Raw genomic sequence first — 26687 nt, forward strand, 5'->3', positions numbered from 1 at the left:
CGCGGCCCTTGTGGCGGCGACTGCCCGGCCGCGCGTTCGACGCGCTGCTGGTCGCCTGGATCGTTGTGGCGCTGGTTGTGCTCGGCGCGCGCCACCTGCTGCTGCCGCAGGTGGATGCCTACCGCACGCAGATCGAAGGCGCGGTGGGTGAGGCGCTGGCGCGCGAGGTGCGCATCGACAGCATCCGCGCCGACTGGAGCGGCCTGCACCCGCATCTGGCGCTGCGCGGCGTCACCCTGCTCGACGAAGCCGGTCAGCCGGCGCTGCGGCTGGAACAGGTCGATGCCGCGCTCGGGTTTTCGTCGCTGGTGCGCGGGCGCATGCATCTGCACCGGCTCGACATCAACGGCCCTGCGCTGCAGATCCGCCGCGATACGGCCGGCGTACTCCACGTCGCCGGGCTCGCGCTGCGGCAGGACGGCACGCGCGGCGGTTTCATGCCCTGGCTGCTCGCGCAGGGGCAGATCAACATCCGCGATGCGCAGCTCGAGTGGCATGACGAAACGCGCGCCGGTGCGCCGCCGCTGAAGCTGACCCAGGTCAATCTGCGACTGGACAACTCGGGCGACCGGCACCGCTTCGGCCTGCTCGCCACGCCGCCGGCGGACCTGGCCCGGCAGCTGGAGCTGCGCGGCGACGTGGAACTGCCCGACATCGATCAGCCAGCCGGCGCGTCCGGTGAGCTTTACGTGTCGCTGGACAACGCCGACCTCGCCATCTGGCAGAACTGGGTCGATTACCCGGTCGATCTGCCCCAGGGACGCGGTGCCGTGCGTGCCTGGGCGAATTTCGACGGCGCCACGCTGAATGCGGTGACCGGAGAACTGGCGCTGTCGGACGTGAAACTGCGCCTGCTGCCCGATCTGCCGCAGCTCGATCTGGTCACCCTGTCCGGGCGCGTCAGTGCCGAGCATCTGAGCCGCACGCGGGTGACCGCCAATGCGCGCCAGTTGCAGCTGCTGACCCGCGACGGCGTGCGCGTGCGGCCGACCAGCATCGACCTGAAATGGCAGGCCGCCGTCGACGGACGAGCCGGGCAGGGCGAAGTGTCGGCCAGCGTGCTCGATCTTGCCGCGCTGACCCGGCTGTCCGACTTCATGCCGCTGCCGGACCCGCTGCGCGAGCGGCTGCGCGATCATGCGCCGCACGGCCGGCTGACCGACCTCGACGCCGGCTGGACCGGTGAGCTGTCGGCGCCGCTCGCCTTCCGCGTCAGTGCCGGGCTCGATCGCATAGGCTTCAATGCGCGCGGCGACGTTCCGGGTGTGGCCGGGCTGAGCGGCAAGCTCGAAGGCAGCGATGCGCGCGGCAGCGTGGTGATCGACGCGCCGGGATTGACCTTCGACCTGCCGACGGTGTTCGCCGAGCCGCAGATCACGTTCGCCCGCTTCAAACTGCGTGCCGGCTGGTCGCGCAGCGACGGCGAAACCACTGTCGCGCTCGATTCCGTGGTGTTCCAGAACGCCGATACCGAAGGCGAATTGACCGGCCGCTACCGCACGCTGGCCAATACCGCCGGCGAACTCGATCTGGACGGCCGACTGCAGCGCAGCGACGCGCGCGCCATCTGGCGCTACCTGCCGCTGACCATCGGCGCGGACACGCGCGACTGGCTGCGCGATGCCCTGGTGGCGGGCGGTTCGCCCGACGCGACGCTGAAGCTGCGCGGCAAGCTCGACGATTTCCCGTTCGATCGCGGGCAACCGGGCGTCTTCCTGGTCAAGGTGAAGGCCGAAGATGTGACCGTCGCCTTCGGCGGCACCTGGCCGGCCATCACCGGCCTCGACGCCGACGTGCTGTTCGAAGGCAAGCGCATGCTCATCACCTCGCGCGACGGCCGCATCCTGAACACGAAGCTGGGCACCACGACTGCCGAAATCCCCGACCTCGAAGCGGCCGAGGAACTGTTGCTGGTGCGCGGTTCGGCCAGCGGCGTCACGTCCGAGTTCCTGCGCTATATCGACATCAGCCCGGTGGCCGGGCGCATTGACGGATTTACCCGCGGCATCCGCGCCGAGGGTAATGGCCGTCTCAATGTGTCGCTGGCCATCCCGCTGCGCCACTCGCAGGACGCGAAGATCGAAGGCGATTTCACCTTCTCCGGCAACCGGCTGCTGATTGATGACGACGTGCCGCCGCTGACCGATGCGGCCGGCAAGATCGCATTCACCGAAAGCGCGCTCACCGTGCGCGGCGCACAGGCGACGGCCCTCGGCTTTCCGATGACGCTCGACGTCGCTTCGGCGGGCGGCGGCGTGGTGAACGTGACCGCCAGCGGACGTGCATCGATGGACGCGCTGCGCACCCAGCTGGGTCAGCCGTGGCTGGCGGCGCTTGCCGGCACGGCAGTCTGGCAGGCCCGCCTGGGCGTGCGCCGCAACGGCATGGACATGACGCTGGAAGCCGATCTGGCCCAGCTGGCCTCGACGCTCCCGGCCCCGCTCGGCAAGGCGGCCGGCGAGCCCATGGCGCTCCGGATCGAACGCACCGGCACACTCGACGCGCGTGAATCGGCCCGGCGCGGCCTGCCGGCCATCGGCCCGGACCGCGAACTGCTGCACATCACGCTCGGCGATCTGGCGAGCGCCGACATCGTGCGCCGTGCGACGCCGACCGGCTGGGTCATCGAGCGAGGCGCGATCGGGCTGCCACAACAGCCGGCGATGCCCGAGCGCGGGCTTGCGCTGTCCGTGCGTGCCGACACGCTCGACCTCGACGCCTTGCGCCGTGCTTTTGCACCGCGGCCCGCGCCCGAGGGTGCGGCGGGTGCGGCGGGCAGCAGCGACGACGACCTGCCGCTCGCCCGCGTACAGCTCGATGCGAAGCATGTGCGTCTGATGGAGCACTGGCTTGATGCGGTCAAGGCCGATGCGCAGCGTCAGGGCGACGCCTGGGACATCGATCTGGCGAGCACGCAGGCGCGCGGCCGCATCAACTGGTCCGGTCAGGGCAAAGGCCGCCTCCAGGCGCGTTTCGACCAGTTGTTGATCAATACGGCGGGCGAGCCGGGCGTGCAGGCGTTGCCCGATGCAGAGGCGGACGCGGCCGACGTACTCGAAGATCTGCCTGCGCTGGACATCGAAGCCGCGCGCTTCGTGCTCGACGGCAAGGCGCTTGGCAAACTGGCGCTGCAGGCCAGCAACGAGCGGCGCGCCTGGCTGATCGACCGCCTGGTCCTGGAATTGCCGGAAGGCCGTTTCGATGCCAGCGGTGCCTGGGGCAAGCCGCTCGGCGCGCCGGGTGGCGTGCGCGAGACGCGGCTCGATTTTTCGATCAGGGCAGACGAGGCGGGCAAGCTGCTCGATCGGCTCGGTCACGCCGACGCATTGCGCCGGGGTACGGCCGACATGAAAGGCAGCCTGCGATGGAACGGCAACCCGTTGTCGATCGACTATCGGTCACTGTCCGGTGCGTTCAGGCTGACCGTCAGCAAGGGGCAGTTCAGCAAGATCAACCCCGGTGCCGGGCGTCTGCTCGGCATCCTCAGCCTGCAGGCGCTGCCGCGCCGCATCACACTGGATTTCCGGGACGTGTTCAGCGAAGGGTTTGCGTTCGACCTGATCGAAGGCAATGTCGCGGTCGAGCGTGGCATCATGAAAACCGACGACTTCGAACTGGCCGGCCCGGCCGCACGCGTGCGGATCAGCGGCAGTGCGGACATCGCGGCCGAAACGCAAAATCTGGTCGTGCGCGTGCAGCCGGCGCTCAGCGACAGTGTGTCGGTCGGCGTGTTGATCGCCAATCCCGCGGTCGGATTGGCCACCTATCTTGCGCAGAAGGTGCTGCGCGATCCGCTCGGCCAGATTTTCGCCTTCCAGTACGGCGTGACCGGTTCCTGGGACGATCCGGTGGTGGCCAAACTTGCGGTGCCACCACCGTCCGGCAAGCAGGCGGAAAATTGATGCCCCGGGTGCGCGGTCAGGTTTTCGGATGCGCCGGCTGCCGCACCGTTGCGCACCGGCGCATCATCAAACTGAAAGGCTCGCCATGAATACTTCCTCCATGACCCGCGTTGCTGCCGTGCAGATGGTGTCCGGCCCGAATGTTGTCGACAACCTCGACGAAGCCGGGCACTGGATTGCCGAAGCCGCCCGTCAGGGTGCGAAGCTGGTGGCGCTGCCCGAGTATTTCTCGCTGATTTCGGGCGATGAAGCAGACAAGGTGGCGATTCGCGAAACAGAGGGTGATGGCCCGATCCAGCGCTTCATGGCAGAGGCCGCGCAGCGGCACGGCGTCTGGCTGGTCGGCGGTTCGGTGCCGCTGGTCGCCGAGCGGCCCGACAAGGTGCGCAACACCTGTCTTGCCTACGGACCGGATGGCCGCCAGGTGGCGCGCTACGACAAGATCCACCTGTTTGCCTTCACGCGCGGTGCGGAAAACTACGACGAAGCGCGCACGATAGAGGCAGGCAGCACGCCGGTTGCCTTCGAGGCGCCGTTCGGGCGGGTCGGGCTGTCGATCTGCTACGACCTGCGTTTTCCGGAGTTTTTCCGCGCGCTGGGCAACATGAAGCTGCTGGTGCTGGGGGCGGCCTTCACGGAAACGACCGGTCGCGCGCACTGGGAACTGCTGCTGCGCGCGCGCGCGGTCGAAAATCAGTGCTACGTGCTGGCGTCGGCGCAGGGTGGCGTGCACCCGTCGGGGCGGCGTACCTTCGGCGATTCGATGCTGATCGACCCGTGGGGTCAGGTGCTGAATCGTCTGGCGCGTGGCCCGGGCGTGGTACTAGGTGATCTGAACGAGGACTATCTCGTTGAAATCCGTCAAAATCTTCCTGCTCTGGGGCACCGACGCCTTTCATGCTGAACATTTGTTGCTGAGGTCATCATGGCTGATCAACCTACCCGCCCACATTCGCAGTTTCCGCACACACTGGCAGAAGTCACGGTCATGGACGTCGACCGGCTGCGTTCCATGTGCATCGAGCAGGAAGACATTGCCGGCACGCGCGAAATGGCGCAGCAGAAGGACAAGTTCCGGGTGCGCCTGCTGAGCAGCGACAACGAGAAGCGCGAAGGCACCAGCCTGCTGATCGAGAAAATGTATTCGTGGCGTGGCTACCACACGAAGAAGCAGATCGACGAGGTGCCGAACCGGATCACCCTTGTGGCCGAGTTCGATGGCCACATCTATGGAACGATTACGGTCAATCTTGATTCCGACACAGGTCTGTCGGCCGACGAAACCTACCCCGACGTGATGGCAGGGCTGCGCGGCGACGGCCGCCGGGTGTGCGAATTCGGCAAGTTTGCGGTGGAACAGTCGGTCAAGTCGAAGCGCCTGATGGGCACATTGTTCCACCTGATGTGCATCTACGCGTTCCGGCTGCAACGCTGCGACGACGTACTGATCGAGGTGAACCCGCGCCACCGCGTGTTCTACGAGAAATATCTGTCCTTTGTGCCGGCCGCAGAGGAACGCATGTGCAGCCGAGTCGGCGCGCCCGCCGTTCTGCTCAGGCTGACGCAGGAAATGTATCGCAGCCGGGTCGATGAACTGGGTGGGCGCTGGCGTGATCTGAAGGAAGAGAAGTCGATGTACAAGTATTTTTTCCCGCGACAGGAAGAAGATGCCATCGCGGACAGGCTCGGACGCTAGGTGCAACGAAACCGGCCCAAATTGACAGAGGATGCACTGACCCATGACAGGTTCCACCCGCACGACCGGCATCCAGGCAGCCGTACCCGGCCTCGACATGATGGACATCGCGCGGTCAACGCTGCTTGCGCCATTCGATCTGGCGCGCCATGACCTCGACCGGGTGTTCGGCCTGCTCGCCTCGCACCGCATCGACTACGCCGACCTGTATTTCCAGCATCAGTGCAGCGAGGCCTGGAGCCTGGAAGAGGGCATCGTCAAATCGGGCAGCTTCAATATCGAGCAGGGTGTGGGCGTGCGCGCGATCCAGGGCGAAAAGACCGCATTCGCGTATTCGGACGAAATCAGCGCACCGGCGCTGGAAGCCGCAGCACGCGCAACGCGTGCGATCGCTTCGCAGGGCCAGAGCCTGAGCGCGCGCACGCTGACCAGCAAGGCGAAGCTGCCGCGGGCGCTGTATTCGGCCGCCAACCCGCATGCCTCCCTCAGCGACACCGCAAAGGTGCAACTGCTCGAGCGGCTCGAAAGCTATGCCCGCGCGGAAGATGGCCGCGTCACGCAGGTGATGGCGCACATCGCGGGCACGCACGAAACCGTGCTGGTGATGCGCAATGACGGCCATATGGCCGCTGACGTGCGGCCGCTGGTGCGCGTGTCGGTCACCGTCATCATGCAGGACGGTACGCGTCGCGAGCAGGGCTCGAGCGGCGGCGGTGGTCGCTTCGACTACGGCTACTTCACCGATGCCGTGCTGCGCGATTACGCAGCACGGGCGGTCCATCAGGCGCGGGTGAATCTCGACGCGCGTCCGGCGCCGGCCGGCACGATGAGCGTGGTGCTCGGCCCGGGCTGGCCGGGCATCCTGCTGCACGAGGCGATCGGCCATGGTCTGGAGGGCGATTTCAACCGCAAGGGCAGTTCGGCGTTCGCCGGTCGCATGGGCCAGCAGGTGGCGTCGCGCGGTGTGACCGTGGTCGACGACGGAACACTGCCGGATCGCCGTGGCTCGCTGACGATCGACGACGAAGGCAATCCGACCCGCTGCACGACGCTGATCGAGGACGGCATTCTGGTCGGCTACATGCAGGACAGCCTGAATGCGCGCCTGATGGGTGTCGCACCCACCGGCAACGGCCGGCGCGAAAGCTTCGCCCATCTGCCGATGCCGCGCATGACCAACACCTACATGCTCAACGGTGACCGCGAGCCGGAAGAAATCATCCGCTCGGTAAAAAAAGGCCTCTATGCCGTCAATTTCGGCGGCGGCCAGGTCGATATCACCAGCGGCAAGTTCGTGTTTTCGGGGGCGGAGGTGTACATGATCGAGAACGGAAAGGTGACCTACCCGATCAAGGGAGCAACGCTGATCGGCAACGGCCCGGATGCGCTGACCCGCGTTTCGATGATCGGCAACGACATGGCACTGGACAGCGGCGTCGGTACCTGCGGCAAGGAAGGCCAGAGCGTTCCGGTCGGTGTCGGCCAGCCAACGCTGCGCATCGACGGACTGACCGTGGGCGGCACGGCCTGAACGACATTTCGATCACTGACTGATTGCCGCCGCGTCCACTGGATCACGGCGCCTACCCCAATGCCCCCCTTTCTTTCCCGCTGGATGCCCACCCGCGAACAACTGCTCGCGATACGCTGGCTGGCACCATTTGCCCGCTATCTGTCCGACGACCGCCTGTGGCACGCCGACCGGCAAAGTGTCGCCAAGGCCGTATCGATCGGCCTGTTCTTCGGGTTGATGATTCCGTTCGCACAGTTCCTGTTTGCGATCGTGGCGGCGTTCGCGATGCGGGCAAACCTCGCTGTCAGTGCCGGCTGTACGCTGATCACCAATCCTTTCACTTTCCCGCCGATCTACTGGGCAGCCTTTGAACTGGGCAGTTTCGTGCTAGACCGGCCGGGTTCCGACCGCGAGGTTCAGAACATCGAACAGTCGGCCGAAAAAATCGGTGAACTGGCGACCGGCTGGCTGGAAGGGTTCTGGATCTGGCTCGGTGCGGCCGGCATGCCGCTGGTCACCGGGCTGTTCATCATGGCGTGCACCGGAGCGATCGTCGGCTATCTGGCGGTCCATCTGCTGTGGCGCGATTCGAAGCACGGATCGACGCACGATTCGAAGCACGACGGTCTGCACTGACCCTGCGCAGCGCCGTCATCGAACGAAAACGCGCGCCGGGTTAGAATCTCGAACTTTTTACCCGCTTCCGTATCCGCGCGGCAGCCGAACTGAAGGCCATGAACGCTCACATGCAAATGATCACCGACGACGTCCGCATCAAGGACATCCGCGAACTCATCCCGCCGATGAAGCTGCTCGACGACCTGCCGGCCAGCGATGTCGCGGCGCAAAGCACGTTCGGCGCGCGTCAGGCCATCCACCGCATCCTGCGCGGTGCCGATGACCGGCTGCTGGTCGTCATCGGACCCTGTTCGATCCATGACTACAAGGCGGGCATGGAATACGCGAAGCTGCTGATGGCACAGCGCGAGCGTCTGTCGGCCGACCTCGAAATCGTCATGCGCGTCTATTTCGAAAAGCCGCGCACCACGGTGGGCTGGAAGGGTCTGATCAACGATCCGTATCTCGACAACAGCTTCCAGATCAACGACGGGCTGCGCCTGGCGCGTCGCATCCTGCTCGAAGTGAATGAGCTGGGTCTGCCGGCCGGTACCGAATTCCTCGACACCATCACGCCGCAATACACAGCCGACCTGGTCGCCTGGGGCGCAATCGGCGCGCGCACCACCGAAAGCCAGGTGCACCGCGAACTGGCGTCGGGCCTGTCCTGCCCGGTCGGCTTCAAGAATGGCACCGACGGCAATGTGCGCATTGCGTCCGACGCGATCAAGTCGGCGCAGGCACCGCACGTGTTCCTGTCGGTCACCAAGGCCGGCCATTCGGCCATCGTCACGACCGGTGGCAACGAAGACTGTCACGTCATCCTGCGCGGCGGCAAGGAACCGAATTACGACGCCGAGGCGGTCGACAAGGTGTGCCGCGAACTGGCCGCCGCCGGTGTGCCGGCCAAGGTGATGATCGACTTCTCGCACGCCAACAGCCGCAAGCAGTGCGCGCTGCAGATGGACGTGGCGCGCGACGTCGCGGCCCAGCTTGCCTGCGGCGAAGAGCGCATTTTCGGCGTCATGGTCGAATCGCACCTGAAGGAAGGCCGTCAGGACCTGGTCGCCGGCAAGGAGCCGGAGTACGGCATGAGCATCACCGACGCCTGCCTCGGCTGGGAGAAAAGCGTGGAACTGCTGGACACGCTGGCCGAAGCCGTGCGCGCACGCCGCCGTGCCATCGCCGACCGCGACTGATCGGTGAGCCTGTTTTCCGCAACGGCGCCAGCCCACAACTGGCGCCGTTTCTACTTGGCAGCACTGCTGCTCACGCTGGTGTTCCGTGGCTGGCTGGGCGTAGCGCTGCCATTCACCGGCGACGAAGCGTACTTCTACTGGTGGGGCAGGATTCCCGCCGGCGGCTTCTATGACCACCCGCCCATGGTCGGCTGGTGGCTGGCCGGCCTGATTGCCGTGTCCGAAGCCGGGTGGTGGCTGCGTCTGCCGGCCATCCTGCAGCCGGCGCTGCTGTCCTTCATGTTGCTCGCCTTTCTGCGCGACGACCCGCATGCGACGCGCTGGGGTGTCGCCACACTGGTGCTGCTTGCGCCGGCCAGTGTGCTCGACGTGCTCATCACGACCGACATTCCGCTGGTGTATTTCAGCGTGGCGTCGGCTCTGGTTTTCCTGAGCGCCGTGCGTGGCCGCACCGGCTGGCTGTTCGCGTTGAGCGGCCTGCTGCTGGGCGGCGCTTTCCTGTCGAAGTACTTCGCCGTGCTGCTCGGCTTTGCCTACATCGCCTGGGCGCTGTGGCGACCGGCAGTCTGGAAATGGAAGGCGCTGGCGCTGGTCGTGTTGTGCGCGCTGCCGGCCGGGCTGTACAACGCCTGGTGGAACAGTCAGCACTGCTGGGCGAACGTGATGTTCAACGTGTTCAACCGCCATGGCAACGCCCACCTGTCGTGGGAAACGCCGCTGCTGTACGGCGCGATGATGGTGTGGCTGCTGACGCCGATGGTCGTGTGGGGTCTGCTGCGCACGCCCGGGGCCTGGCTGCGCCAGGCGGCGCTGCCCTGGCTGGTCGTCGTGCCGCTGTCCATCTTCGGCCTGCTGTCGCTGGTCAAGACGATCGGCCTGCACTGGGTATTTTCCTTCGTGCCGCTGGTGTTCCTGCTGTACGGCCGCAGCGTGTCCGACCTGACGCTGCAACGGACGGTCCGGTTCGCTGCCGTGATTGCTGCCGTGCATGTGGCCGCCGTGCTGGCCGTGGCCAGCCAGCCGGTCGAGCGCTGGGCTTCGTTGCTCAGCGAACGCAAGTATGCCGGTGTGGTGCAGACCGTGAAGGCGGACGAAGTGATCGCGGCACTCGGCGACGACGTGAACCGCTACGAACTGATGACCGACGGCTACTCGCCTTCGGTCACCGTCGGCTACAACCATCGCCGTTACTGGCCGGTGTTCGGCCCGGCGTCGAGCCATGCGCGCCACGACGACATGCTGACCGACTTCCGCCGCCTCGACGGCCGCGACGTGCTGGTGCTCAGCAAGGAAGCGCCGGTGCTGACCGGCTACACGCCGTACTTCCGCGATGTGCAGGTCGACCCGCTCACGGTGCGCGGCGCGAAGTTCTGGCGCATTCGCGGCCACGGCTTCGATTTCGCGGCCTATCATGCCGGCGTGCTCGAACCGGCGCGCCGCTACTGGTACGCGATTCCGGGCTGGTTGCCGCAGCAGGGCTGTTTTTTCGAAGAACGTTACTTCCGCTGAATGCCTGAAGGTTTGCCACCCGGCCGCCGACCATGATTGCCGCTGCGTTCAAGTTGCTGCGACCGCACCAGTGGGTGAAGAACGGTTTCGTGTTCTTCGGCCTGCTGTTCGGCCACGCCTGGCACAACAGCGCCACGGTGCAGGCGGCCATTCTTGCCTTCCTCGCCTTCTGCCTGATGTCGAGCGCGGTGTACGCGCTGAACGATCTGCGCGACATCGAGCAGGACAGGCTGCATCCGGCCAAGCGTATGCGCCCGCTGGCATCCGGTGCGCTGTCGCCGTCGGTTGCCATCGTGCTGATGTCCGCCTGCTCGATCGGGTCGCTGCTGCTGGCCTGGCAGGTCGGCGATACGCTGGTCTATCTGCTGTGCATTTACGGCCTGATCAACTTCGGCTACAGCTATGGCCTCAAGCGCGTGGTGGTGCTCGACGTATTCCTGATCAGCGCCGGCTTCATGCTGCGTCTGCTGGCCGGGACGACCGGTCTGGGCATTCCCCCGTCGAACTGGCTGCTGATGTGCGGCCTGCTGCTGACGCTGTTCCTCGGCTTTTCGAAGCGGCGCGCCGAACTGATGCTGATGGACGAGGCGGGTGGGGCGCACCGCAAGGTGCTCGACCTGTATTCGCCCGCGCTGCTCGACCAGTTCATCACCGTCACTGGCGCCTGTGCCGTGGTGGCGTACTCGCTGTACACGGTCGATGCGGACACGGTGCGCATCCATGGCACGGCAGATCTCATCTACACGCTGCCCTTCGTGCTGTACGGGCTGTTCCGCTACCTGTACATGCTGCACCGGCGCGGTGGCGGTGGTGATCCGTCACATGACCTGTTCCGCGACCCGCACCTGATCGTCGCAATGGGCGGCTGGCTGGCGGTTACGGTTTCCCTGCTGCGCTGATCGCACGGCGTCGGACGGCTGTTGCGACGCACGATCGCCGGCCTGTTCCCGGAATGTGGGACAACGTCCCGCATTCCGTCGGTCGAATCCCCCGACTTCTGAATGGCATATCCCCCTGACGTGCGATGACATCGCGCGGATAACGGTTTCTGGGCGGCTCACGCCCAACCTTGGCGCGCCGGATGCGGGGTGGAGACATCCTCCCCGCATCCGGCGCCACCCGGGGATACCTCTAAGAAAATCAAGGAGCCGATGTCATGAAGTCAAGCAAGTGGATGCCGCGCAGGGGCAAGATGTTCGCAATGTCGATGGCCTTTTCCATGGTGCTGCCCGTCGCCCCGAGTCTGGCGGCGGGCGCCGTGGATGATGCTGCGCTGAAGGACATGAAGCAGTCCGGAAACTGGTTGTCGTACGGACGCAACTACAGCATGCAACGCTACAGCCCGCTGGAGCAGATCAACGCCGGCAATGCCGGCAAGCTCGGGCTCGAATGGTCGATGGCATTGCCGGATGACCGCTCGCTGCTGGCCACGCCGCTGGTCGTCGATGGCGTCATGTATTTCACCGGCAGCTGGAGCAAGACGCGCGCGGTCGACGCGAAGACCGGAAAGCTGCTGTGGGAGTACGACCCGGAATCGATCAAGCATGCCGGCGATCGTCTGCGCATCATGTGGGACACGAGCCGCGGTCTCGCCTACTGGAAGGGCAAGCTGGTCATTTCGACCATAGACGGGCGCCTGATCGGACTCGACGCAAAGACAGGCAAGAAGCTGTGGAGCACGCAAACCTTCGATCCGAAGCAGGCGCTCTACATCTCGGGCTATCCGACCGCTTTCCGCGATCTGGTCATCATCGGCAACGGCGGTTCGGAATTCGGCGGTGGGCGCGGCTTCGTCAGTGCCTATCACATCGATACCGGCAAGCTGGCATGGAAGTTCTACGTCGTGCCCGGCAACCCGGCCGATGGCTTCGAGGACGAGACGCAGGCCATGGCGGCGAAGACCTGGAAGGGCGAGTGGTGGAAGAAGGGTGGCGGCGGCCAGACGTGGAACGGCTTCACCTACGACCCGGAATACGACCAGATCCTGATCGGTACCGGCAACGGTGGCCCGTGGAACCAGAAGGCGCGCAGCCCGGGCGGCGGCGACAACCTGTTCCTCTGTTCCATCGTTGCGCTGGACGCGAAGACCGGCAAGTACAAATGGCATTACCAGACCGTGCCGGGCGAGACCTGGGACTACAACTCCAGCATGGACATCGTACTGAGCGACCTGCAGCTCAAGGACAGCAAGGACACGCGCAAGGTGCTGCTGCATGCGCCGAAGAACGGCTTCTTCTACGTGATCGATCGCAAGGACGGCAAGCTGCTGTCGGCCGAGAAGTTCGCCGAGAAAGTGACCTGGGCCACCGGCATCGACATGAATACCGGTCGCCCGATCGAACGTGAAGGCGCCCGCTACGAAGATGGCGAGGAGTTGATCTGGCCGAGCGTGTTCGGTGCGCACAACTATCACGCCATGTCGTTCAACCCGAAGACCGGCCTGGTCTACATTCCGAAAACCGAACTGCCTTCACTGTTCAAGGATGGCAAGGTCAACGTGATCGACTGGACCAGGCCGGACTGGAAGCTTGATATGGCCGTCGACATGAGCCTGCACGGCGACATTCCGAAGGAGGCCGGCGTGGCGTCCCTGCTTGCCTGGGACCCGGTGAACCAGAAGAAAGTGTGGGAAATACCGCAGCCCAGCTACTGGAACCCGGGCACCGTAACCACGGCCGGCAATCTGGTGTTCCAGGGCCGGATCGACGGCAAGTTCGCGGCCTATGACGCGCTGTCCGGCAAGGAAGTTTGGTCGGTCAATGTGGGCTCCGGCATCAGCGCGCCGCCCATCACCTACTCGGTCGGCGGCAAGCAGTATGTATCGCTGCTGGTCGGCTGGGGCGGCGCCGGCGTATCGCTCGGCGGCGGCAGTTCGATGGCGCAGTACGGGTGGGGCTATCGAGGCCAGACGCGTCAGTTGCTCACCTTCGCGCTCGACGGCAAGGCCGCACTGCCCGATGTCGGCAAACCCTCCTTCGCGACACCGATCGTGCCGGCCGACTTCAAGCCGGATCCTGCAAAAGTCGAACGGGGCAGCGCGCTCTACACCAGCACCTGCGTGTGGTGCCACAGCGCGGGCGCGGTGTCGGGCGGCTATGCCCCCGATCTTCGCGCCTCGCAGCTCTTCCTGAAGAAAGACACGCTGCGCAAGGTGCTGGACGGCGCCCTGGTCAAGAACGGCATGCCGAAGTACGCGGAGCTGACCGATGCGGACCTCGACGCGCTGCAGCACTACGTGCGCAACCAGGCCATCGTGACCACCCAGCAGGCGAAGCCGTAGCGTCTCGATCGGAGAGGCCTCCTCCAGCGGTCGCGCGGTTGCTGTCCGACCGGCCGGTGGCGCAGGCCTCGCACACGACCTCCTCCTTCAAACCCGCTTCGGCGGGTCTTTTTTTGCCCGCTACCCGACGGGATCGGACCGGTTGCGGCCATCCGGAATCGGGACGGTCAGATTCCCATGCCCTTGGTGCCCAGATAGGCCGGTATCCAGGCCTGCAGCAATTCGAGAAAGGCTTCGGCCGCCCGCGACAGGCGACGTTGCTGCAGTCGGACCACTTGCCAGCGTGACATCAGCGGAAACCCCTCGACCTGAAGGATGACCACTTCATTTTCGAGCAGCGGGTCGCGATGCAGCGTGTGGCGCGAAAGTATGGACAAACCCATTCCGCCCGCCACCGCCTGCTTGATGGCTTCGTTGCTGCCCAGTTCCATCCGCACATTCAGCGTGGCGCCCTGCTGCGACAGGTAGTTCTCGATGGCGATGCGCGTGCCCGAGCCCTGCTCGCGCATGATGAAGCGCGCTTCCGCCAGATCCTGCAGCTTCAGCATCCCGGCATTGGCCAGCGGGTGCGACGCCGGCGCAATCGCGACCAGCGGATTGTCGAGGAATGAATCGCAGGTGAGATCCATGTCTTCGGGCGGCTTGGTCATGACGTACATATCGTCGAGATTGGCCTGCATGCGTTCGATCAGACGGTCCCGGTTTGCCACTTCAAGCTTCACGTCGATGCCCGGGTACTGTGCGCAGTAAGGGCCGAGCACGCGCGGCACGAAGTACTTCGCGGTACTGACCGCAGCCAGCCTGAGCGTGCCGCGGTGCAGGCTGCGCGTGGCCTGAAGGTTTTCCTCGAACTGCTGCCACTGCAGCTGTATGCCTTTCCATGCCGACAGCAGTTCTTCCCCGGCCGGGGTCAGGAAGGTGCGCCGGCCTATGGTGTCGAACAGGGGCTCGCCCACCGTTTCGGTCAGTTGCCGCACCTGCTGCGACACCGCCGGCTGGGTCAGGAAGAGCTGCTCCGACGCGCGTGTGAAGCTGCCGGTTTCAGCCACTTTGGCAAATACCTGCAACTGCCGAAGCGTTATGTTCATAACCTTTTGATTATCGAATCAAGAAAAAAATACTATTTGTTCTAATGGATCAAAGTTTTTAGCATCTCGCGTTGATCACTGCAACCCGAATCGTTCGTGCCAATCACCCTCGTGCCCAGCCCGTTTTCCTGCCCACCTGAGTCCGGATGGCGTAAGTCACGTCTGACGGCCCTGGAACACGCACGGATGATTGCGATTCTGTGCATGGACGATGCGGTGCGGCGCCGGCTTGTTCTGGCGGGCTTCGTGCCGGGCGCTGCGGGCAACGATGGCGCCCGCCGGGCATGGAGTCGGCATGACCCGTCACCGCTGCCGCACCCGTCAACCCTGCAACCCGAACTCCCGCTGCGGCTTACCGGTTGATGCCGTCCGCAGGGCTCCTCCGGGGCGGCTCACCGCCCCGACCACCGCTTCCCTTGGCCAACCCTTCGGTCTTACCCGCGCACCGGTCTGATTCCTCAACGGATCTGACAAGTGTGCGGGATTTTTTTATGCCGGCAACGGCGCAAGTTGCGCATCCGCCTGCCACAGTCTCTGCAGCACCCGCTCAGCGGTGTCCGAGGCAGCAGAGGACCAGAATCTTTCGCTTCCCGCCGCCTTTGCGCTGCGCAAAAGTCGGGCATCGTTCAGCCGTTGCGCCAGCTGGCGGGCCACCGAATCGCCGGTGTCGATCACCTGCACCGACGGTCCGGCCTGGTGCTCGATCCACCGGCGCAGGAAGGGGTAGTGCGTGCAGCCGAGCACGATCACGTCGGCACCGTCGGCCAGCAGCGGTTCGACATGCGACGCGATCAGCGCCTGCGTGGCAGGGGTGTCCAGTTCGCCGCGTTCGACCGCCTCGACCAGGCCGGTACCGGGCCGGGTGATGACGCGGACGTCGCGGCCAAAGGTGTCGAGCAGCGCAGCGAAGCGCGCGCTGGCCAGCGTACCCGTGGTGGCGAGTACGCCGACCACGCCGGACCGCGTGGCAGCAGCGGCGGGTTTGACCGCCGGTTCCATGCCGATTACCGGCACGCCCGGCCAGCGTTCGCGCAAGGCGTGGGCCGCGGCCGCTGTTGCCGTATTGCAGGCGATCAGCAGTGCCTTTGCGCCGTGGCCGATCAGGAATTCACCCAGCGTCAGGCTGCGCGCACGGATCCACTCGGCGCTGCGCTCGCCATACGGTGCATGCCCCGAATCGGCGACGTACAGGAAGTCTTCGGCAGGCAGGCGCGCCCGTGCGTGGCACAGCACCGACAGGCCGCCGAGGCCGGAATCGAAGACGCCTATCGGGGCGTCGCTCGTCGGGGTCACGACGGCGGTAGGGTCGCGGTTAGGCGCCGGAAAGCCGGAAGAACGCAGATTCATCGCGAGAAGGTGACTGTTCCGGGTCTATCCGCCTTGATCGGCATTTTCAGCGTTCATCCGCCGCACTGGATCTGTTCAGCCCGTCCCGCCGTCCTGTGCCCGGCCCCGTTGCCACAGCAGGTCGCCGCGGCCATCGAGCCGGTTGAAGGTGCGGCCGATGACGAACAGCAGGTCGGACAGTCGGTTGAGATACTGGCGGCTGGCGTCCGGCACCTGACCTTCGGCAGCGGCGGCGATCACGGCGCGTTCGGCGCGCCGGCAGATCGTGCGTGCAAGATGCGACAGTGCAGCCGCGCGCGTGCCGCCCGGCAGGATGAATTCCTTCAGTGGCTTGAGTTCGTCGTTCAGCCGTTCCAGTTCGGTTTCCAGCCGCGCCACCTGTTCGGGCTTGATCAGGTTGTAACCCGGGACGGCCAGTTCGCCACCGAGGTCGAACAGATCGTGCTGGATGTCGGTCAGCAGCGCGGCAAGATCGGGCGGCAGCGATTCGCACAGCAGCACGCCGAGCGCACTGTTGAGTTCGTCGACGTCGCCCAGCGCGTGCACGCGGGCGCTGTATTTCGACACCCGCGTACCATCGCCGAGGCCGGTTTCGCCACCGTCGCCGGTGCGTGTCGTGATCTTTGAAAGTCGGTTGGCCATGGCTGCTCGTGATGAGATGGATAAGAGCTATTGATTATAAGTCGGCTTATATATAAGGCCGTACCAGTTAGAATTCTCCATATATTCCCATGGTCACGCGCGCTGCGTGCTGACCGGATGCAACAAATGGAGCTCCCGCAAGCATGACCCAGACAATCGACCCGAAAGATTTCCTCCGCAAGCTGTTCCAGGCCGCGTTCGACGCCGCCAACCCGGATCTGTGCGTGCCGGCCAACCTGCCGCCGCCGCCCCGCGGACGTACGCTTGTGGTCGGTGCAGGCAAGGCCGCTGCGTCGATGGCGCTGGCGGTCGAGAAGAACTGGCCGGGTGACCTGTCCGGGCTGGTGGTGACGCGTTACGGTCATGGCGCCCCGTGCCGGCGCATCGAAGTGGTCGAGGCGTCGCACCCGGTACCGGATGCGGCCGGCCAGCAGGCGGCGAGGCGCATCCTGCAGTCGGTGCAGGGATTGACCGAAGACGATCTGGTGATCGCGCTGATTTCCGGCGGCGGTTCGGCGCTGCTGTCCGCGCCGGCCGAGGGACTTACGCTGGAGGACAAGCAGGCGGTCAACCGCGCGCTGCTGGCCAGCGGCGCCGCGATCCAGGAAATGAATTGCGTGCGCAAGCACCTGTCGTCGATGAAGGGCGGCCGGCTGGCGCAGGCCTGCTATCCGGCGCGCGTGTTCACGCTGGTCATTTCCGACGTGCCGGGCGACGACCCGGCGGTGGTCGCATCCGGCCCTACGGTGCCCGACACCACGACGCGTGAAGATGCGCTGGACATCATCCGTCGCTACAACATCGAAGTGCCGACCGCGGTGATGAACTGGCTGTCGAGTCCCGAATCCGAAACCCCGAAGTCGGACGACCCGCGTCTGGCGCGCTGCGAAACGCGCACCATTTCGACCGCCCAGGCCTCGCTGCTGGCCGCCGCCGAGGTGGCCCGCGCCCACGGTGTGACGCCGCTGGTGCTGGGCGACATGATCGAGGGCGAATCGGCCGACGCCGGCAAGGTGCTGGCCGGCATCGCCAAGGCGTGCGCCATCAACGGCACGCCGCTGGCGCCGCCCTGCGTGCTGCTGTCCGGCGGTGAGACCACGGTGACGCTGGGCCGGATCAAGCCGGGGCAGAAGCCGCGCGGCGGCCGCAATTCGGAGTTTCTTCTGTCGCTGGCCATCGCGCTCGACGGCATGCCCGGCATCCATGCGGTGTCGGGTGATACCGACGGCATCGACGGCAGCGAGGACAACGCGGGCGCCCTGGTCACCGACGACACGCTGGCCCGCGCGCGCGCTGCCGGCATCGACGCCCGCCACATGCTCGACGTGCACGACGCGTACGGCTTTTTCCATGGCATCGATGACCTCATCGTGACCGGGCCGACGCTGACCAATGTGAACGACTTCCGCGCCATCTACGTCGGGAAGAAGGTCTGAAGGGTATTCACAGGCGGCCGTAAGCGGCCGAAGGCGCGGCTGCTGTAGTGCGCCGACACGGCTGGCCCCGCATGGCCAGCCGGCATCGCGGGCGTCGAACAGTGCTCGCCGAAACGCCGCTCCACAGCACCGGCTCCCACAGCACCCGCGCTCCCACATTGGCGAGGCATGCGGTGCCAGCCGTCGTTCAAGTCGGCAAGTTTCGATGTGGCCGGGTCGCTTCGTTGCAACCGACCGCGATCGCGGATGTCTGCGGGTATCATCGATCGCCTGATTGCACCCGAAAACGAGCCATGAGCGCATCGCCGCAGGCGCACGCCAATACCGCCAATTCCCACTCGACTGCCGCTGCACCCACGGTGGTTTCCAGGGCCGCCCTGATCGCGGAACTGGCGCGCGTGCTGCCGGCTGACTGCCTCATCACCGACACCGGCCGCCTGCGTGCCTACGAGTGCGACGGCCTGATGCTGATGCGCGAAATGCCGCTTGCCGTCGCGCTGCCGACGACCGAGGCGCAGGTGGTCGCGGTGCTGCGCACCTGTCACCGGCTGGGTGTACCGGTCGTGCCACGAGGCGCCGGCACCGGCCTGTCCGGCGGCGCCACGCCGCACAAGAACGGCCTGGTGCTGTCGACGGCGCGCATGAACCGCATCGTGTCGGTCGACCGGCTGGCGCAGCAGGCGGTGGTGCAGCCGGGCGTGCGCAATCTTGCGGTGTCCGAAGCAGCCGCCCCGCATGGCCTGTACTACGCGCCGGATCCGTCGTCGCAGATCGCCTGCAGCATCGGCGGCAATGTGGCGGAAAACTCCGGCGGCGTGCATTGCCTGAAATACGGGCTGACCGTGCACAACGTGCTGCGCGTGCGCATGGTGAGCATGGCCGGCGACGTGATGGAGGTGGGCAGTGCCGCGCCGGACAGTCCGGGCTATGACCTGCTGGCTGTCACCATCGGCTCGGAAGGCCTGCTGGGCGTGGTTACCGAAGTGACCGTGAAGCTGATGCCCCGGCCGCGCGTGGCGCGCTGCGTGCTGGCTGCCTTCGACGACGTGCGCCGCGCGGGTCAGGCGGTGGCCGACATCATCGCAGCCGGCATCATCCCGGCAGGTCTGGAAATGATGGACCAGGCGACCACGGTGGCGGTCGAAGCGTTCGTACACGCGGGTTACCCGCTGGACGCCGCCGCCATCCTGCTGTGTGAGGCCGACGGCACGGCGGAAGAAGTGGAAGACGAGATTGCCCGCGTGCGTACGCTGCTCGACGCAGCCGGGGCCACCGAAATCCGCGTGTCAGACGGCGAAGCCGAACGGCTGCGTTTCTGGGCCGGCCGCAAGGCCGCTTTCCCGGCAGCCGGCCGCATCTCGCCCGATTACTACTGCATGGACGGCACCATTCCGCGCCGCAAGCTGGCCGACATGCTGGAGGCGATGAATGCGATGTCGGACAAGTACGGCCTGCGCTGTCTGAACGTGTTCCACGCCGGTGACGGCAATCTGCACCCGCTGATCCTGTTCGATTCGAACGATGCGGATTCGCTGCACCGCGCCGAGGCCTTCGGCGTCGAAATCCTCGAATTGTCGGTCGCGCTGGGTGGCACCATCACCGGCGAGCACGGCGTCGGGCTGGAAAAGATCAACCAGATGTGCGTGCAGTTCGCGCCCGACGAACTCGACCTGTTCCACCGCGTGAAGGCGGCTTTCGATCCTGCAGGCCTGATGAATCCGGGCAAGGCGGTGCCGACGCTGCATCGCTGCGCCGAAATGGGCCGCATGCACGTGCATCACGGCGAGTTGCCGCATCCCGACCTGCCGCGTTTCTGACCATGACCCATCCTTTCCATTCGACGCTGCGCGAGCTGGTGCTGGATGCATCCACGCGAGGCCGCACGCTGCGCCCGCACGGCAGCGGCTCGAAGGACTTCCTCGCGCAGCAGCTCGCCGGCGCGCCGCTCGACATGCGTGGTGCGCAGGGTGTCATCGCCTACGAGCCGTCCGAGCTCTACATCACGGCGCACGCCGGCACCCGCGTGGCCGACATCGAAACGCTGCTGGCCGGCCGACAGCAGATGCTGGCTTTCGAGCCGCCGCATTTCGGACCCGGCGTCACCGTGGGCGGCATGGTGGCGAGCGGCCTGTCCGGCCCGCGCCGCATGGCCGCCGGCAGCCTGCGCGACTTCGTGCTCGGCGTCACCGTGATGGACGGCCAGGGCCGCGTGCTGCAGTTCGGCGGCCAGGTGATGAAGAATGTTGCGGGTTTTGACGTATCGCGCCTGATCGCCGGCAGTTTCGGCACGCTGGGCCTCATTCTCGACGTGACCTTGAAGGTGCTGCCGTTGCCCCAGGCCGAACAGACGCGCATGCTCGAACTCGACGACGCGCTGGCGCTGCTGCGCCTGCGCGAGTGGGGTGCCCAGCCGCTGCCGATTTCCGCGACTTGCTGGCATGGCGGCCGGCTGCACGTCAGGCTGTCGGGCGCGCAGGTCGCGCTCGACGCCGCGGCACCGCTGATCGGCGGCGAGGCGGTTGACGCCGTCGAAGCGGCAGCGCTGTGGCGCTCGGTACGCAATCACACACATGCCTTCTTCGATGGCGATGCGCCGCTGTGGCGCGTCGCGCTGCCGCCGACGGCGCCGCATCTGGCGCTCGATGGCGACTGCCTGACCGAATGGAACGGCCTGCAGCGCTGGCTGCGCAGCGACACCGACGCGGACGCGCTGCGTCACGTGGTCGGCGCGCTGGGCGGCCATGCCACCCTGTTCCGCGGCGGCCGGACGGTGGACCGGGCGCTCGGCGTGTTCGAACCGCTCAAGCCCGAAGTCATGGCAGTCAGCCAGCGCCTGAAGCAGGCTTTCGACCCGTCCGGCGTTTTCAGCCCCGGACGGCTGTACCCCGAACTTTAAGAGCGATCCCGATGCAGACCGGACTGGCCGATTTCATCCGCAGCACGCCTGAGGGCGACGCTGCCGAGGCGGTGCTGCGCAAGTGTGTGCATTGCGGCTTCTGCAACGCCACCTGCCCGACCTATCAGTTGCTGGGCGACGAACTCGACGGCCCGCGCGGCCGTATCTATCTGATGAAGCAGATGTTCGAGGGCACGGTGCCGGCCGAAACGGTGCTGCCCCACCTGGACCGCTGCCTGACCTGCCGCAACTGCGAAACCACCTGTCCGTCCGGCGTGCGCTACAGCGAGTTGGTCGATATCGGCCGTGCCGTGGCCGAGCGTCGCACGCAACGGCCGCTGGCCGCACGCGCGGCGCGCTGGGTGCTGCGGGAAGGGCTGTCGCGACCGGGGGTGTTCAACACCGCTCTGGCGCTGGGCCGGCTGGTCAGGCCTTTGATGCCGGCTTCGCTGGCCGCCAAGGTGGCGCCGCGGCGCGACGCCGGCAGCTGGCCGCCGGTGCGTCACGCTCGCCGCATGCTGGTGCTGGCAGGCTGCGTGCAGCCGGCGTTGATGCCGGACGTGAATGCCGCCGCCGCGCGCGTGCTCGATCTGGTGGGCATTTCGCTGGTCGAGGCGGCGCGCGCCGGTTGTTGTGGCGCCTTGCGCTTTCACCTGAATGACCAGGACGGCGGACGGCGCGACATGCGGGCGCTGATCGACGCCTGGTGGCCGGCCATCGACAGCGGCGAGATCGAAGCCATCGTGATGACCGCGTCCGGCTGCGGCACCACGGTGCGCGAATACGGTCATCTGCTGGCCGATGACCCGCAGTACGCACAGCGCGCCGCACGCGTCGGCGCGATGACGAAGGACCTGTCGGAAATCCTGCACGCCGAACGGGTGCAGATCGAAGGCCTGTTCGCGGCGCAGCCGCCGGCGCCGGCGCCGCTTGCGTATCACCCGCCCTGTTCGCTGCAGCACGGCCAGCAGGTGCGCGGTCTGGCCGAAGGCCTTCTGCGTGCCGCCGGCTATGAGCTTGCGCCGGTCACCGACAGCCACCTTTGCTGTGGCTCGGCCGGCAGCTATTCGCTGTTGCAGCCGCACCTGTCGCGCACGTTGCGCGACAACAAGCTGCATGCGCTGCAAGCCGCGCCGGTGAAGGGGATTGCCAGTGCCAATGTTGGTTGCATCGCGCACCTGCAGACCGGGACCGGAACGCCGGTACGTCACTGGATCGAATGGGTGGAGGAAGCGCTGAAAGCCACTGCATGAGCGCATCGCTTCCGGTTCAAGTTGCGGCAATTCCTGCCGTTACCTGACGTAACCCGCAATAGCTCCGGAAGAACCCCGACCATGCAAAAAGCGCGCAACAAGATTCCCGACACCGCAGAAGCCCTGCTCGATTCCACCGCCGTGTTGCTGCCGGCCAAGCCGCATCTGCTGATGGAGATCGACAACCTGATGCGCACGCCGGATTTCGAGGTGGGTGATCTGGCTGAATCCATATCGCGCGATCCCGGTGTGCTGTCGGCCCTGTTCAAACTGTGCCGGTCGCCGGCCTACAGCCGCGGCCGCGCGCCGAGCAACGCCGAGCAGATGTTGATGCTGGTCGGTCTGTCGCAGACCGTGAATCTCGTACGTGGCATTTCGATCCGTCAGGTGGCGAGCGGAGCGGGTCCGCAGATGACGCACTTCTGGGCGCGTTGTGACGAGATCGCCGCGATCGCCTCGCAGATCGCCAGCGAACGTGTGGCAGTGTGCAATGTGTTCCCTGATCAGGCCTATCTGGCGGCGATGTTCCACGACTGTGGCGTGCCGCTGCTGTGCACCCGCTTTCCGGAATACTGGAAGCGGCTCAATCTCGATGACGACTCCGCCTGGGTCGATCTCGCACTCGAAAACACGAGTTATCGACTTGATCACGCCACGGTCGGTTACTGGGTTGCCCGCAACTGGGGTCTGCCGGAACTGATCGTGCAGGCGATCCAGCACCATCACGCCATGCCGGACGACGATACCTTCGGGCTGCGCAGCACGATAGGCATCGTCGCGCTCGCCACCCACATCTATCTGCGCAACAAGGGACTCGGCGACCCGTCCTGGGCAATCCGCGGGCCGGAAATCCTGTCCGAACTGGGCATCCACGCCGCGGCGCTTGACGAGTACATCGATGAAATCAATGAACGGCACGTCAGTGTCGCGATGTGAATATTCGTCACAATCTTCCGGCGTTTGTGAAGCCGGGTGACGCGGGGCGCAGCGGACCCGCCTGCACGGCTAGAATCAGGGGACGTACCCGGAAACCTTCATGGCACTAAAACTAGACAGCTGCGTTGCGCAGCACATCGGTGACCGCAAGGAACAGCAGGACCGCGCCGCAGTCTTTCCGCACAGCCGCCACAAGGGCATGCTGATGGCAGTGCTCGCCGACGGCATGGGCGGGCACAGCGGCGGGGCGATGGCGGCCGAGCAGGTGGTCATGAAGGCGCGTGACAACTTCGAGGCCTACGCGCCCGCGGTCGAAACACCGATAGACCTCCTGCGCAGCGTGGTCGAGGAAGCGCACGTGGTGATCAAGCTCACCCGCTTCACGACCGAACAGGACCCGCACTCGACTGCCTGCGTGCTGTTGATGCATTCGGGTCGCGTCGACTGGGCGCACTGCGGCGATTCGCGCATCTACCATTTCCGCCACGACAAGCGTGTGGCCATCAGTCAGGACCACTCTCTGGTTGGCGAACTGATCCGGCAGGGCAAGCTCGACGAGGAAGGCGCCAGGACGCACCCGCAGCGCAATCTGCTGCTGCACTGCCTTGGGGCGCAGAAGGAGCCGATGATCGACTACGGTGGCGCCACCGACCTGGCCGACGGCGACAGCTTCCTGATCTGTTCGGACGGTCTCTGGGCCTACTTTTCCGACGAGGAAATCGGCGGCGTGCTGTCCGTCTTTTCCGCCCGCGAGGCGGCGGAAACGCTGATCAAGCGTGCGCGAGACCGGGGGCGGCCGACCGGCGACAATGTGTCGCTCATCCTGATCAAGCTGATCGATGCCGAAGCGCGCGAGAAGGCCGAACGCGAACGGCTGGAATCTGCCCGGCGCAAGCTGGGCAGCATGAAGGACTGAGCGCGGCCGTCGGGCCGCAACGGCTCAATCCAGCCAGTGCCGGCGCCAGAACAGCATGCCGAGCAGCGCCGCGATGCCGGCCATCAGCGCCAGCGCAATCAGAAAGCCATCGGGTGAGTCCAGCCAGGGCATCTGGCGAAAATTCATGCCGAACACGCCGGCCACCAGCGCAGCAGGCATGAACAGCGTGGTGATCACGGTCAGGATGCGCACCTCCTGATTCACCCGCTGGCTCATCGCCGACAGGTACACATCCAGCAGGCCGGACAGCGTTTCGCGCATCGCATCGACCGATTCGATCAGGAAGGTCAGGTGGTCCTGCACATCGCGCAGATAGACGCGCGTTTCCGGCGTCACCAGCGGATGATCGCCGCGCTGCAGGCTGCTGATCACTTCGCGCAAGGGCCATAGCGCGCGGCGCAGTGCCATGGTGTCGCGCCTCGCCTCGTGAAGCGTGGCGATCTGCGCACTCGCCGGGCGTTCGAACAGCGCTTCTTCCAGCCGATCCAGTCGATCGTCGATGCGCTCGATCACGCCGAAATAGTTGTCCACCACGGCGTCGATCAGACTGTAGGCCAGCAGATCGATGCCGCTGCTGCGCACGCTGCCGAGTGATTTGCGCAGGCGCTCACGTACCGGTTCGAAACTGCCGGTCGGACGTTCCTGGAAACTGAGCAGGAAGTCCCCGCCAAGCACCAGACTGAACTGTTCCGACGACAGCGTGTGACCGTCGTCGGACAGCTGCAGCACGCGGGCGACGATGAACAGCTGGTCGCCGTAGTCCTCCACCTTGGGCCGCTGTTCGGTATTGGCGATGTCTTCCAGCACTAGCGGATGCAGCCCGAAACGCTGGCCGATTTCGGCCAGTACGCTCGTGTCGTGTACGCCATGGACATTCAGCCAGCGCAACGGCAGCGTCGCCTCGTGCAGGCGCGACTGTTCGAGCGACGTGAAGCGGGTTTCCCGCAAGGCGTCCGGACCGTACTCGATCAGCGAAATGCCGGCGGCCTGTTCGCGCGCCGCGCCGATGAACACCACCGACCCCGGCGCCAGGCCGCGTTTGCTGGAGCGGCGGGATGTGCCGCGCGCGCGTTTCGGAGTGGTTTGTCGATTCATAAGTAAACCTTTATTTTGGTATACCCCCCTGCGCGTCGCGCTGCCTGGGGATAGTATGCGAAGCCGGCCGGGGGCAGCTTTCAGCGACCGCCCGGGCATCCAGAAACATCGGCACCGCCGCGCCTCCAGGGAGGCGGCCGGGCAGCACGATGTTCAGCGCAGGACGTTCATCACGGGGGGAGGGTACATGGCAGTCACCATTGGTGTGCCGAAGGAGTCGGCCGAGGGCGAACAGCGCGTGGCGCTGACGCCCGAAGTGGTCAAGAAGTTTGCCGCACTGGGCGCCGCGATTCAGGTACAGACCGGCGCGGGCGCAAACAGCCATTACAGCGACGAGGACTACGTCGCTGCCGGCGCGACCATCCTGGACAGCAGCGAAGCGATCCACACGCAGTCCGACATCGTGCTGCGGGTCGGCGTACCGACCAATATGCAGATCGAGTCGCTGAAGCCAGGCGCGGTATTGACCGGCTTTCTGCAACCCTATGCCGACCGCGCGCGTGCCGTGCGGCTGGCTGAACGCAACATCACGAGTTTCGCGGTCGAACTGGTGCCGCGCATTTCGCGCGCCCAGAGCATGGACGCGTTGTCGTCGCAGGCGGCGGTGGCGGGCTATCAGTGCGTGCTGATCGCCGCCGGCCAGTGCCCGAAGTTCTTTCCGATGCTGACCTATGCGGCCGGCACGATCCGCCCGGCCAGAGCGCTGGTGATCGGTGCCGGCGTGGCCGGCCTGCAGGCCATCGCCACGGCAAAGCGGCTCGGCGCCATCGTCGAGGCCTATGACGTGCGGCCGGAAACCAAGGAGCAGATCGAGTCGCTGGGGGCCAAGTTCGTCGATACCGGCGTGTCGGCGGCCGGTGCCGGCGGCTACGCGCGCGAATTGACCGAAGAGGAAAAGGCGCAGCAGGCGGTGAAGCTGGGCAAGGCCGTCGCCAACGCCGACGTGCTCATCACGACCGCGGCCATCCCGGGCAAGCGCGCGCCGCGCATCATCACGCTCGACATGGTGCAGGGCATGAAGGCCGGCGCCATCGTGGTCGACATGGCGTGCGAATCCGGCGGCAACGTCGATGGCACGATCGCCGGCCAGTCGGTGCATGTCGGCAACGCCCTGATCATCGGGCCGACCCACATCACGTCGCGCATGCCGGTGCATTCGTCCGACATGTATGCCAAGAATCTTTTCAACCTGCTGTCACCTTTCGTCAAGGACGGCCAGTTCGTGCCGGACTGGGAAGACGATGTGATCTCCGGTACCGCGCTGACCCACGGTGGCGAGGTGCGTCACACGATGGTGAAGAAGGTGTTCGGCCTCTGAGCCAGCCCAAAAAAGAAAGGAT

Annotated in this window: 21 protein-coding genes; 16 read left to right on the top strand and 5 right to left on the bottom strand. The window is 65.8% G+C overall.

Annotated elements, in window-relative coordinates; all coding sequences use genetic code 11:
• Positions 1–8: 8 nt before the first annotated feature.
• From Q8Q80_RS06665 to Q8Q80_RS06705, 9 genes are all read left to right on the top strand, one after another.
• Complete coding sequence (locus Q8Q80_RS06665) at positions 9–3902, top strand: YhdP family protein (protein ID WP_305632172.1); 3894 nt, start codon at positions 9–11, stop codon at positions 3900–3902.
• Between the two features lie 85 nt (positions 3903–3987).
• Positions 3988–4806, top strand: a complete 819-nt coding sequence (locus Q8Q80_RS06670) for a carbon-nitrogen hydrolase family protein (protein WP_305632173.1) — start codon at positions 3988–3990, stop codon at positions 4804–4806.
• Between the two features lie 21 nt (positions 4807–4827).
• Positions 4828–5598, top strand: a complete 771-nt coding sequence (locus Q8Q80_RS06675; RefSeq protein ID WP_305632174.1) for a long-chain N-acyl amino acid synthase — start codon at positions 4828–4830, stop codon at positions 5596–5598.
• Positions 5599–5698: 100 nt separating this feature from the next.
• The gene (tldD, locus tag Q8Q80_RS06680; RefSeq protein ID WP_305632269.1) at positions 5699–7129 is read left to right on the top strand and encodes a metalloprotease TldD; all 1431 of its coding nucleotides are present in this window, start codon (positions 5699–5701) and stop codon (positions 7127–7129) included.
• Positions 7130–7213: 84 nt separating this feature from the next.
• Entirely contained in the window at positions 7214–7747 is a 534-nt protein-coding gene (locus Q8Q80_RS06685; RefSeq protein WP_305632175.1) for a DUF2062 domain-containing protein, read from the top strand.
• Between the two features lie 110 nt (positions 7748–7857).
• Complete coding sequence (aroG, locus tag Q8Q80_RS06690) at positions 7858–8928, top strand: 3-deoxy-7-phosphoheptulonate synthase AroG (protein WP_305632176.1); 1071 nt, start codon at positions 7858–7860, stop codon at positions 8926–8928.
• A gap of 3 nt (positions 8929–8931) precedes the next feature.
• Complete coding sequence (locus tag Q8Q80_RS06695; RefSeq protein WP_305632177.1) at positions 8932–10437, top strand: glycosyltransferase family 39 protein; 1506 nt, start codon at positions 8932–8934, stop codon at positions 10435–10437.
• Positions 10438–10469: 32 nt separating this feature from the next.
• The gene (locus Q8Q80_RS06700; RefSeq protein WP_305632178.1) at positions 10470–11336 is read left to right on the top strand and encodes a decaprenyl-phosphate phosphoribosyltransferase; all 867 of its coding nucleotides are present in this window, start codon (positions 10470–10472) and stop codon (positions 11334–11336) included.
• A 257-nt stretch (positions 11337–11593) separates the two neighbouring features.
• Positions 11594–13717, top strand: a complete 2124-nt coding sequence (locus Q8Q80_RS06705) for a PQQ-dependent dehydrogenase, methanol/ethanol family (protein WP_305632179.1) — start codon at positions 11594–11596, stop codon at positions 13715–13717.
• 167 nt (positions 13718–13884) lie between these two features.
• On the opposite strand, the gene Q8Q80_RS06710 is transcribed toward Q8Q80_RS06705, so the two are convergent.
• From Q8Q80_RS06710 to Q8Q80_RS06725, 4 genes are all read right to left on the bottom strand, one after another.
• Complete coding sequence (locus tag Q8Q80_RS06710) at positions 13885–14805, bottom strand: LysR family transcriptional regulator (RefSeq protein ID WP_305632180.1); 921 nt, start codon at positions 14803–14805, stop codon at positions 13885–13887.
• A gap of 156 nt (positions 14806–14961) precedes the next feature.
• Positions 14962–15102 (bottom strand): hypothetical protein, encoded by a 141-nt coding sequence (locus Q8Q80_RS06715; RefSeq protein WP_305632181.1) that lies wholly within the window; start codon positions 15100–15102, stop codon positions 14962–14964.
• Between the two features lie 192 nt (positions 15103–15294).
• Positions 15295–16098: a glutamate racemase gene (murI, locus tag Q8Q80_RS06720; protein WP_305632270.1), complete on the bottom strand. Its 804-nt coding sequence runs from the start codon at positions 16096–16098 to the stop codon at positions 15295–15297.
• Positions 16099–16227: 129 nt separating this feature from the next.
• Positions 16228–16794, bottom strand: coding sequence for a cob(I)yrinic acid a,c-diamide adenosyltransferase (locus Q8Q80_RS06725; protein WP_305632182.1), 567 nt, complete (start codon positions 16792–16794; stop codon positions 16228–16230).
• Between the two features lie 143 nt (positions 16795–16937).
• Here Q8Q80_RS06725 and Q8Q80_RS06730 point away from each other — a divergent pair, with 143 nt between their 5' ends.
• The 6 genes from Q8Q80_RS06730 to Q8Q80_RS06755 all read left to right on the top strand — a co-directional run bounded on the left by Q8Q80_RS06730 (position 16938) and on the right by Q8Q80_RS06755 (position 24231).
• Complete coding sequence (locus Q8Q80_RS06730; RefSeq protein ID WP_305632183.1) at positions 16938–18230, top strand: glycerate kinase; 1293 nt, start codon at positions 16938–16940, stop codon at positions 18228–18230.
• A 293-nt stretch (positions 18231–18523) separates the two neighbouring features.
• Positions 18524–20047 carry an FAD-linked oxidase C-terminal domain-containing protein gene (locus Q8Q80_RS06735; protein WP_305632184.1) on the top strand — a complete coding sequence of 508 codons (1524 nt, stop codon included), beginning with the start codon at positions 18524–18526 and terminating at the stop codon, positions 20045–20047.
• A gap of 2 nt (positions 20048–20049) precedes the next feature.
• Complete coding sequence (glcE, locus tag Q8Q80_RS06740) at positions 20050–21126, top strand: glycolate oxidase subunit GlcE (RefSeq protein ID WP_305632185.1); 1077 nt, start codon at positions 20050–20052, stop codon at positions 21124–21126.
• A gap of 11 nt (positions 21127–21137) precedes the next feature.
• Positions 21138–22379: a glycolate oxidase subunit GlcF gene (gene glcF, locus Q8Q80_RS06745; RefSeq protein ID WP_305632186.1), complete on the top strand. Its 1242-nt coding sequence runs from the start codon at positions 21138–21140 to the stop codon at positions 22377–22379.
• Between the two features lie 81 nt (positions 22380–22460).
• A complete protein-coding gene (locus Q8Q80_RS06750; protein ID WP_305632187.1) occupies positions 22461–23315 on the top strand; it encodes an HDOD domain-containing protein in 855 nt (284 codons plus the stop codon).
• A 100-nt stretch (positions 23316–23415) separates the two neighbouring features.
• Positions 23416–24231: a PP2C family serine/threonine-protein phosphatase gene (locus Q8Q80_RS06755; protein ID WP_305632188.1), complete on the top strand. Its 816-nt coding sequence runs from the start codon at positions 23416–23418 to the stop codon at positions 24229–24231.
• Positions 24232–24255: 24 nt separating this feature from the next.
• On the opposite strand, the gene corA is transcribed toward Q8Q80_RS06755, so the two are convergent.
• The gene (gene corA / locus Q8Q80_RS06760) at positions 24256–25347 is read right to left on the bottom strand and encodes a magnesium/cobalt transporter CorA (protein WP_305632189.1); all 1092 of its coding nucleotides are present in this window, start codon (positions 25345–25347) and stop codon (positions 24256–24258) included.
• A gap of 187 nt (positions 25348–25534) precedes the next feature.
• On the opposite strand from corA, the gene Q8Q80_RS06765 reads away from it, so the two are divergent.
• On the top strand, positions 25535–26665 hold the full coding sequence (locus tag Q8Q80_RS06765) for a Re/Si-specific NAD(P)(+) transhydrogenase subunit alpha (RefSeq protein WP_305632190.1): 1131 nt from the start codon (positions 25535–25537) through the stop codon (positions 26663–26665).
• Positions 26666–26687 lie beyond the last annotated feature (22 nt).

The organism is Methyloversatilis sp. (assembly GCF_030698125.1).
Taxonomy (GTDB): domain Bacteria; phylum Pseudomonadota; class Gammaproteobacteria; order Burkholderiales; family Rhodocyclaceae; genus Methyloversatilis.